Source organism: Anabaena sp. CA = ATCC 33047, assembly GCF_963870205.1.
Taxonomy (GTDB): Bacteria; Cyanobacteriota; Cyanobacteriia; order Cyanobacteriales; family Nostocaceae; genus Trichormus.
The window spans coordinates 289,952-300,089 of sequence record NZ_CAWMSA010000056.1 but is presented as its reverse complement, the minus strand read 5'-3'; the positions used below and the strand labels follow the sequence as shown (position 1 = coordinate 300,089).

Genomic DNA, 10,138 nt, shown 5'->3' with positions numbered 1-10,138 from the left:
TTAGCGGCGGGTGATGTAATTTTAGCAATGCGGGCGTTGCTGAATTTGGTGTTGAGTTGTACAGTAGCCATTGTCTTTGCTGTATTATTAGTATTTCTGCTGCCATTTAAGGAAATGACCAGCGAAATTGCAGCCAGAACTCAACCGAATATTTTAGATTTGGTTGTGGCTTTATTTTCTGGTGCGGTGGGTTCTGTAGCAATATGCAAAGAACCGCGAGGGGTAGCAACTTCTATTCCTGGTGTTGCGATCGCAGTTGCATTAATGCCACCATTATGTGTTGTCGGCTATGGTATCGGTATCGCTATCAGCATTAATTCCATCAAAGGATTACAGATTGCTAGTGGTGGTGGTTTACTATTTTTTACCAACTTAGTGGCAATTACTTTTACTGCTATGGTGGTGTTTCTTGGTTTGCATATTGATAACTTGCAGGTGAGAGCCAAAGTCAACGAATGGCGACACACAGACCAAGAAAGTATCAGGATGCAGACGATTTTAGAGCGACTACCAGCCTACAATATCTTGAAAAAAATCGGCAATCTACCGGGTAGATTACTGTTGATTTTCATGACAATTTTAGCAATTATTTTTCCCCTGAATCAATCTTTTAGTCAACTCAGACGAGAAATTACTTTACAGCAACAAGAAAACCGCATTCGTAACTCAGCCACAGACTTATGGCAAAAGGAATTTGCCAATTTCCCCAATGGTGAACCTCGCTCTTATATCAGCAATATTTCTACTTTAGACAAAAACAATAAATTGACCGTGCAACTTCAGGTTTTTAGTAGTAAGCAATATACACCTGATGAACAAAATAATTTTATTCAACAGTTAGCATCACGCCTGGGAAAACCACCGGAATTAGTAGCATTAAAATTGATTGAAATACCTACAGCATCCAGCGATATTTTACGACCTTTGCCTGTAGAAAAACCGCCGGAACCAGTAATTACCATTGCCCAATTACAATCAAGTTTTCTACAAGAAGTGCAATTAGCTTTAGGGGAAATGCGACTTCCCCAACCAGCACAGATGATTAATTATGAATTAATTACGATTCCCAATGAACCCTTACGCATTCGGTTAGTTTATTTGAGTGAACGTGATATAGAAAAAGATGCTCAAATGTTGCTAGCTGATAGCGTCAGAACTAGGTTAGATTATCAGTCTGCGCTTGTGAGTATGCAGAGAATAGGGACTAATTTAGGAGCAATATCTTTTGAGCGTAATCAGTCTACATTGACACCAGATAATACTAAGTTATTAGACCGTGTTGGACAAGTTTTACAGCGATACCCTAACTTGCAATTGCAAGTCATGGTTAATCAACAACTAGAGGAATTACAAGAGATTGTAGAACAGCGATCGCAAACAATCACAGATTATCTCAAATCTCAGTGGCAAATTGAGCGCGATCGCCTGAATTTGGCAGTCGGAACACAACCCCAAAGCCGCGCCACACTCACACTTACAGTTACATCACCGAGAAAACCACCTGTGGAAACTATACCCGGAACATTCTAAGTTGATAATTTAGAGAATAGTCGAAAGCTTGGTATAATTTTATTAATACTAGGCTTTCGGCTTGCTCAATCAGTTCCAACTGTAGTCATGCCAAAGCCGCGTTTTGTCAGATTCTTTAGTCATCTCAATTGGCGTACATGCAAAAAAACTGTTGCTAGAACCATTCAAAGACGACTGTTAGGATTGGCTGGGGAAATTGCCTTTAATGCCATGTTATCCTTGTTTCCTGCAATTCTGGCAGTTCTGACAGCCATTGGATTACTAGAAGCATCTTTGCAAGACACATTCAAACAACTAGCAACACAACTAAGTCAAGTCGCGCCAGAAGAAGCCATGACATTAATTAAAGATTTTGCTAGTAAAGAAATTGCTGACTCTAAAAATAGTGGCTTGTTTTCTTTGAGTTTTATCATTGCAATTTGGACTGCTTCCGGCGCAGTCAGTACCGCCATGACAGCCTTTGATCAAATTCATCAAATTCCAAGAGAAAAAACCCGCCCTTTTTGGAAAGCCAAAATTATCTCTTTGGGATTAACAGTAGGTACTATTTTACTATTAGTATTTGCTTCTTTTTTAGTGTTTATCAGTGACTTAATCTTAGGATTTGTAGTCAGTGGTAACTCATATTTGATGTTTTTATTGGATATTTGGAAATTGTTACGCTGGCCTTTAGCATTATGTATTGTGGCGACAGCATTTAGCTTTATTTATCGATATGGCCCTAGTGTGTGGAATCGAGGTACACCTATAATGCCAGGTGCAATGATTGCATCTGTATTTTGGGCAATTTTATCAGGTTTATTTCGCCAGTATGTCGCGAATTTTGGCAACTATAACAAAGTTTATGGTGCTGTCGGCACAGTCATTGTTTTAATGCTGTGGTTGTGGATGAGTGCGGCTGTTTTGTTAGTAGGCGACCAATTAAATGTTACTGTAGGTGAAGATATTCAAGGAAAAATCATTAATGATGGATAATGACTGTTGATTGTGGATTGTTGATGAGCGATCGCCTAAATGCCTGATGTTTCTCCTCCTGACTATAACACTCCAGCAGCTACTTTAAAGCGTTTACGTCTATTGAGTCGTCTGTTAGATAAAGTTGTCGCTATTCCCGGTACACCCATAGCACTCGGTTTAGATCCCATCCTGGGATTAATTCCCGTTGGTGGTGATGTTTTAGGCATCATACTTTCTAGCTACATTGTCATAGAAGCAGCTAGACTAGGGATTCCTAAAAAAACATTAAGTAAAATGGTTGTGAATATTCTTATTGATACTTTAGTAGGTGCTATCCCGGTTTTGGGTGATATTTTTGATTTTGGTTGGAAAGCTAATGAGTATAATCTCAAGTTAATCGAACAACACTTAAACTTTCCGCGCTAGCATAATGGTAAATAATTCCTGACTACTATTGTCGAATTTACCTCAGCCATGATAATAATTAGACTTCTGTAAACTGCCTGAAAACTTTTTGAGTTCATTCCTAGATGAAAGATTGGTGGCAAGCGACTTTTCCCAAAGGGCGACAAAGTTTAATTATTAGTGATGTTGACGGCTATCCTGTACAAATTGCTTACGGCGAAAAAGGTACAGGAAAACCCCTATTTCTCTTACACGGCATGGGTAGTTGGAGCTATAATTGGCGTTATAGTGTAGAGCCGTTATCTAAACATTATCGTGTTATTTGTTTTGATGCTAAAGGTTTTGGTTTTTCGGATAAACCTTGGTTACGTCGAGAAAAGAATGGGCATCAAGTTATTGAATTAGCAAGAATTATTCAGGCTTTATGTGATGAAAGCGCGATTCTTGTCGGGGAATCTATCGGTGCATTAATTTCTTTGGCTTTGGCTCAACAAAACCCGGAATTACTGGCGAGTTTAGTGGTAATTAACGCACCAGTTTTTACCCAACGTTTACCGCATTGGGCAATGGAAATACTGGCTCAAACACCTTTAGAATTATTACAAACAATTGATGATTTGCGATTAGCTTATTGGTTTGCGCCATTAGTGCGGGAAATTATGGCCATAGAACGGCGCAAAGTGCTATATGATCCCTCTATTCTCACCCCAGAAGATATTTATTGGATTACTTATCCATTTATTGAAATTCCTGGTACTCTAGTCAAAGTTGCAGAAGAATTGCAAATTGCCGCACGAGAGATTAAGCATTGGCAAGGGAATAAACCAAATCTGCTCAGTCAAATTCAAGGGAATTTAGACAGGATAGATTGCCCTACCTTAATTTTATGGGGCGATCGCGATAGTTGGTTTCCGGCTAGTCATGGCAAAAGATTACATCAATCCCTACCCAATGCCAAATTCCAAATTTTAGAGAATTGCTGTCATGATGCCTCAACTGGTGCTGCTCAAGCTGTCAATCAGGCAATTCTGAAGTTTCTCCAAGATACAGATTTTTTGTAAAAACGTATCAATATATTTAGGGATTTTAACAATTGAAACGAAACAAAAAAATTAACAACTTATGCAAAGAAATATTAAGCCATAAAACCCTTTTGTTTCCGGCTTTTCACCTGATTCTGTCTGCCTTTCACCACCTCAAAGGCAAAAACACCACAGCTGATAGCAAACATGGTATGAGATCATAAAAAAATTAAACTAAACCACAGTTAGAGAAGTCCCAAGAGAATGGAAGAACGCAAGTCAACAGTTGTAATTACAGGAGCCTCTTCAGGGGTTGGTTTGTACGCTGCCAAAGCAATGGCTGCGAGAAACTGGCACGTAGTTATGGCGTGCCGTGATTTGGAGAAAACCCAAAAAGCTGCCCAAGCTGTGGGAATGCCAGAGAATAGCTACACCATCATGCACATTGACTTAGCATCTTTAGAAAGTGTGCGCCAGTTTGTGCAGAATTTCCGGGCTAGTGGTAAAACCCTCAATGCTTTGGTATGCAATGCGGCGATTTATATGCCGTTAATCAAAGAGCCACTACGCAGCCCAGAAGGTTATGAGTTAACTATGGCTACAAATCATCTAGGGCATTTTCTGCTGTGTAACCTGATGCTAGAAGATTTGAAAAAATCAGCTTCTCAAGCCAGACTGGTAATTTTGGGAACTGTTACCCATAACCCCAACGAACTGGGTGGTAAAATTCCCCCACGCCCAGACTTAGGCGATTTGCAAGGCTTTGCTGAAGGTTTCAAAGCACCGATTACAATGGCTGACGGTAAGAAGTTTGAACCCGTGAAGGCTTACAAAGATAGCAAAGTCTGTAATATTCTGACTATGCGGGAACTGCATCGGCGTTATCACGAGTCTACAGGAATTATTTTCAGTTCTCTTTATCCTGGTTGTGTGGCGACAACAGCCCTTTTCCGCAACCACTACCCTCTATTCCAAAAACTATTCCCCATCTTCCAAAGATACATTACTGGCGGGTTTGTCTCTGAGGAATTAGCCGGGGAAAGGGTAGCAATGGTAGTTGCTGATGCTGAATACGCTAAATCAGGCGCGTATTGGAGTTGGGGAAATCGTCAAAAGAAAGACCGCCAGTCTTTTGTACAGCAAGTTTCGCCCCAAGCTAGTGATGATGCTAGAGCGAAGCGGATGTGGGATTTGAGTGAAAACCTAGTTGGGTTGACACCAGTTAGCTCACAAGCTGCTGTCAGATAGATATGGGACGTTAGCAATTAAATCTAACTTTGAGAAAAAACTAAGGGTTGACGATTGAGGAGGTGAAAACATCCTTAATCGTCTCCAAATTTGTTTGTAGTGAGGACTAAAGTCCTCTCTTGCCAATTCTGGGCAACACTACCACCAATTAGGGGCGAGTTCAATCATATCTTGCACCATTCTCAATCAGTGTCTGGCAATGCACAGCCAACAATCTAAAACTCTGGGTGTGTCTTGAGCAATGCCCACCCTACAACTTTAGATGAGGTTACGGGAGACTACCAGAATTATGTAAGGACTAAAGTCCTTACTACGAACTGAAAGTATGAGTCTTTTTTTAGACCTTATATATATGGGCGCACTATATTCCCATTATAAAAATATAGTACCGGAAGTTTGAGGATTTTGCAAGCCCTTTTTGATGGCAAATTGGGTTAGTGGAAAGACGCGAGGAATCGCGTCTGTACAAGAGGGGTTTGGTTTGGTTGGGTGGGAAGCTAAAGGGCGATTTCGGCTTTCATAACCGTGGTGTCGCTGGTGCGTTGGAGACGAAAACCGAGTTTTTCACAGACTTTTTGCATTCCACGATTATCGGCGAGGATATCGGCTGTGATGTGGGTGATTTGCTCATCCCGTCCGACTTGCAGCAATCGCCGGAGTAGTTCTTTTCCTATACCTTGACATTGATGGCGATCGCTAACTAATATCGCAAACTCAGCCGCATTACTCCCATGTAATTTACTCAATCTACCCACCGCTAATATTTGCCTTGTGCCGTTGTTTGGCTGTTGCTGTTCCACAACTAACGCCATCTCACGGTCATAATCAATAAAGCAAATCCGTGTTAGCCGTTCATGGGTAATGCGATGGCTTAATTTCATCAGGTGGAAGTAGCGAAAATACACGCTTTCCTCAGATAGTGTTTCGTGAAATTGCACCAACAAAGGTTCATCTTCGGGACGAATGGGACGGATAGTTACGGGTGTACCGTTGTTCATTGTCCACTCTCCTACATATTGTGTAGGGTAGGGACGAATGGCTAACTTCGGTAGTTGGGCTTGTGTCATCTCCGGTTCATGCAGCACTACCCGCGCATCTAAGGCAATGAGTGAGGGGAGTGCAGCATTTTCACTATTTTCTCGATGGGGAGAAGCCAGCAAGGGATTAATATCAATTTCTTTAATCCAAGGCTGTTCGACTACCAAGTGACTAAACGCCACCATGATATCCTCAAGGGCTGCCATATCTATACTTGGCCGTCCCCGCACACCTTTAAGGGCTTTGTAAATTTTGGTGTGTTCCATCATCCGCCGTGCTAGGGTTGTGTTCAGGGGTGGAAGTGCGATCGCGCTATCCTGAAATACTTCCACTAATTGTCCCCCAGCACCAAACAACAACACAGGCCCAAACTGAGGATCAAGGCTACTACCAATAATCAATTCGTAGCCGTCCATTTTCACCATTGGTTGCACAGTCACACCTAAAAAATGCTCTTGCCCTACTTTCTCCCCTACAGAGGATGCAATCATCCGATAGGCACGGCGGACAGCATCGGCATCTTGTAGATTTAACTGTACACCGCCAACATCAGTTTTATGGGTAATAGTTTGGGAATAGAGTTTGAGAACAACTGGATAACCCATATTTTCCGCACATTGCACCGCCTCATCCTCAGTTGTAGCAACGCAAGTTGTGACAGTTGGGATGCCGTAAGCTGCTAGAATCTGTTTGGACTCATATTCAGTTAAAATCGTCCTACCTGCTTGACGGGCGGAGGAAATAATATTTTCTACTAAGTTGCAATAGGGGATACCAGTCCCAGCATCAATTGTAGGTAAGACAGGAGTTTCATAGATACCGCGCAGGTTGTAGCTAGACTGCCACATATAACTAAACACTCGCGCCGCCGTATCTGGATAAGGATAAGTCGGGATGCGTTGACGATTGAGAATCATCTCTCCTGCCGCCACATCTGCGCCTCCCATCCAACTAGCGAGGATGGGTTTCCCGGTAATTTGGGCGTAGGGTTTTAACTGTTCTGCCGTTTGGGTAGGATCGGTCATAGCTTGGGGTGTGAGAATCACCAATAAACCGTCACTATTGGCATCTTGGGCAGCGATTTCTAAAGCTTGGGCATAGCGTTGGGGGTCAGCGTCACCGAGAATATCAATTGGGTTATTGTGACTCCAATGGGGGGGTAGGATTTGGTCAAGGGAGTGAATTAGTTCTGGGGAAATGGGGGCAAGTTCGCCGCCAGTTTCGATTAACGCATCAGTTGCCAATACCCCAGGCCCCCCAGCATTGGTGAGAATGGTTAATCTTGGCCCTTGGGGACGGGGTTGTTTTGCTAATACCTCCGCCATGTCGAACAAATCAGAGATACTATTAACCCGCAATACTCCACAACGCCGGAAAGCGGCATCTAAGACAGCATCGCTACCAGCTAACGCGCCTGTGTGGGAGGCGGCAGCTTTGGCGGCGGCTTCTGTGCGTCCGGCTTTAATCACAATAATTGGTTTGGTGAGTGCTACTTCCCGCGCGGCGGAGATAAAAGACCGGGCATCGCCGATAGATTCCATGTAAATGACGATACTTTTGGTGTGGGGGTCATCACCGAGATAATAAATCAAGTCGCCCCAACCGACATCTAACATGGAACCGATGGAAACGAAGGCACTAAAACCGACATTTTCCCGTACACTCCAATCAAGGATGGCTGTACACAATGCGCCGCTTTGACTGAGAAAGCCGACATTGCCAAAACGAGCCATTGCACTGGCGAAGGTAGCATTTAAGCCGGTGCGGGGACTCATCACACCTAAGCAATTAGGGCCGATGATGCGAATTTTACCGCGTGCCTGTGCTAAAATTTGCTGTTCTAAGGCTATACCTTCGGCACCAGCTTCTTTAAATCCTGCCGAAATAATAATTGCCCCTTTGACTCCGGCGGCGACACACTCAGCAATGATTCCGGGGATGGTGGGGGCTGGGGTGGCGATGACTGCTAAATCAACTGTTTCTGGGATATCAGCAATTGTGGGGTAGGCTTTGATGCCGAGTACACTATGGCGTTTGGGATTGACTGGGAACACAGTACCGCCAAAGGGATTACTAATTAAGTTCCATAAGAGAGTGCGTCCCACACTACCGGCTTTTTCACTGGCACCGATGACGGCGACACTTTGGGGTGCAAAGATGGCATTTAGAGGGTTAACCTTCTCTGCTTGCAAAATATCATAAGCGCGATCTATATTGCTGGTAGTGCGATCGCCTGTTTGCTTGAGAGAAATTTGCATTTATTTTCCAATTAATTTGTCTGGATTTACTCTTGCGCCTTGGTTGAGTCTGGTTGTTATTTATTCACGCTGCCGGCGCACATCAAAAGTTGATGTCAGGGTTTAGGGTAAAGGATGAACTCACACCACTACACCTGTTAACAGAGGGATACCGATACTGACAGCAGGGAACAGGGAACAGGTTGGAAAGTCTCTTAGCATCAAGCTTTGTGCTGAAAATTGTTACCTCATTTTCCCTAAATCTGCTGTCAGGTTTGCCTCAACTGTAACTGACACTTGCTGGCTCCAACCGAAAATTCAAGGTTTTTTTAGAAGTACAGATAACAACAGCCACAAATTGAGACAATACCGTATATTTACGCAGAGGCTCGAATATCTACCCAACAATTTCTTACTTTGTCTAGAATTTGAATAATTTTGACTAAAGCTACGGCTTTGCCCATTTCGGCAATGCGGGAGAGGCGATCGCCGATGTCAAAGTTAATTCCTGGTATAGTGACTAACCAAGCGGTTGGACAATTACCATACAAGGCTTGAGTTAAAGCTAACAGCGATCGCGGATTACTGGTATGTACGCTACCCTCAACATCACAATCAGGTAAAAGTGCCTGAATCTGGACATCATAGCCATCCACAGGTAAACAGGCATCAACAAATATGGCTAAATCAGTGTTTGCTAAAGCAGCAGCTAAATCTGGTGTCAGTTGATGAACTGCAAGGGATTGTACAGACGATAAATGCCAAGAAGCAATCTCATTGGCTATACTTTGTCCCACACCGTCATCACTCCGCAAGTCGTTACCATAACCAATCACCATAACAGTTTTTTTCATTTTTTGAGCTTCTCTGATCTAATTAATTAAATTAAGCAGGGGAACACAATTGAGGCGACTAATGACTATTGATTACGCCTATAAATCAACAGATTAAAAGCAGTGAATAAATTCAGGTATGGCATTGGGTTGCCCTCCTGGGAAATCTTAATAAAACAGGGAATTTAATCAATGAGTTCGGCTGAAGTCATTCAATTTTGGATAATAGGGCAAAAATGTGAGGAATTTGTGAAGGATTGGGGAGGAAGCGGAGGAAGCAGAGGGGCAGGGGGAGAAAAACTAATGACTAATGACTAATGACTAATGACTAATGACTCAATGTTTAATTTTTACTGTGAAATTGTGCCGGAACGACTCAGGCAGTTTTATCATTTACCTGTGTAGCGCAACACAACCAGACACTCATCAACAATGATATGTGAGGCTGTTTTATGTCTAACGTTAATTATCAACAGCCAATTAGTACGGTAGATTCTCTAAAAGAGAGTTACACTGAGGGGCAGCGAGATTTTAGCCGGGCTGAACTGGGTGATGCTAATTTACAAGGCGTTAACCTCAAAGGATCTGACCTCAGCTATGCTGATTTAAGTACAGCGAATCTCAAAGGCGCAAATCTCCGAGGGGCTGACTTAAGCTTTGCTGATTTGAGTCAGGCTGATTTACGAGAGGCGGATCTCAGAGGTGCTATGTTAATGTCAGCAAATCTACGCCTAGCTAACCTGGAAGGCACAAATTTAGAAAAAGCTGATTGCGATCGCAACACCCATTTTCCCCCAGATTTTGACATCATTGCCGCAGGTGTACAAATTAAAGAGGAAAACTCTGGTCAAAATTGATTTGAGGAATG

At 42.8% G+C, this 10,138-nt stretch carries 8 protein-coding genes; 6 read left to right on the top strand and 2 right to left on the bottom strand.

Going from position 1 to position 10,138, the window contains the following annotated elements; translation table 11 throughout:
* The 5 genes from AACS98_RS17870 to AACS98_RS17850 all read left to right on the top strand — a co-directional run.
* A partial coding sequence (locus AACS98_RS17870; protein WP_232317173.1) for a DUF389 domain-containing protein occupies positions 1-1,530 on the top strand: 1,530 nt, incomplete at its 5' end.
* An 87-nt stretch (positions 1,531-1,617) separates the two neighbouring features.
* Entirely contained in the window at positions 1,618-2,505 is an 888-nt protein-coding gene (locus tag AACS98_RS17865) for a YihY/virulence factor BrkB family protein (protein ID WP_066382267.1), read from the top strand.
* A gap of 39 nt (positions 2,506-2,544) precedes the next feature.
* On the top strand, positions 2,545-2,913 hold the full coding sequence (locus AACS98_RS17860; RefSeq protein WP_066382265.1) for a DUF4112 domain-containing protein: 369 nt from the start codon (positions 2,545-2,547) through the stop codon (positions 2,911-2,913).
* A gap of 104 nt (positions 2,914-3,017) precedes the next feature.
* A complete protein-coding gene (locus AACS98_RS17855) occupies positions 3,018-3,953 on the top strand; it encodes an alpha/beta fold hydrolase (RefSeq protein WP_066382260.1) in 936 nt (311 codons plus the stop codon).
* A 225-nt stretch (positions 3,954-4,178) separates the two neighbouring features.
* On the top strand, positions 4,179-5,162 hold the full coding sequence (locus AACS98_RS17850) for a protochlorophyllide reductase (RefSeq protein WP_066382258.1): 984 nt from the start codon (positions 4,179-4,181) through the stop codon (positions 5,160-5,162).
* A gap of 497 nt (positions 5,163-5,659) precedes the next feature.
* Here the strand turns inward: AACS98_RS17850 and AACS98_RS17845 are convergent, their stop codons facing one another.
* Positions 5,660-8,458 carry a bifunctional acetate--CoA ligase family protein/GNAT family N-acetyltransferase gene (locus AACS98_RS17845; protein ID WP_066382256.1) on the bottom strand — a complete coding sequence of 933 codons (2,799 nt, stop codon included), beginning with the start codon at positions 8,456-8,458 and terminating at the stop codon, positions 5,660-5,662.
* Positions 8,459-8,814: 356 nt separating this feature from the next.
* Positions 8,815-9,291, bottom strand: coding sequence for a hydrogenase maturation protease (locus AACS98_RS17840; protein ID WP_066382255.1), 477 nt, complete (start codon positions 9,289-9,291; stop codon positions 8,815-8,817).
* Positions 9,292-9,722: 431 nt separating this feature from the next.
* Between AACS98_RS17840 and AACS98_RS17835 the strand changes: the two genes are divergently transcribed.
* Positions 9,723-10,127 (top strand): pentapeptide repeat-containing protein, encoded by a 405-nt coding sequence (locus tag AACS98_RS17835; RefSeq protein ID WP_066382254.1) that lies wholly within the window; start codon positions 9,723-9,725, stop codon positions 10,125-10,127.
* Positions 10,128-10,138 lie beyond the last annotated feature (11 nt).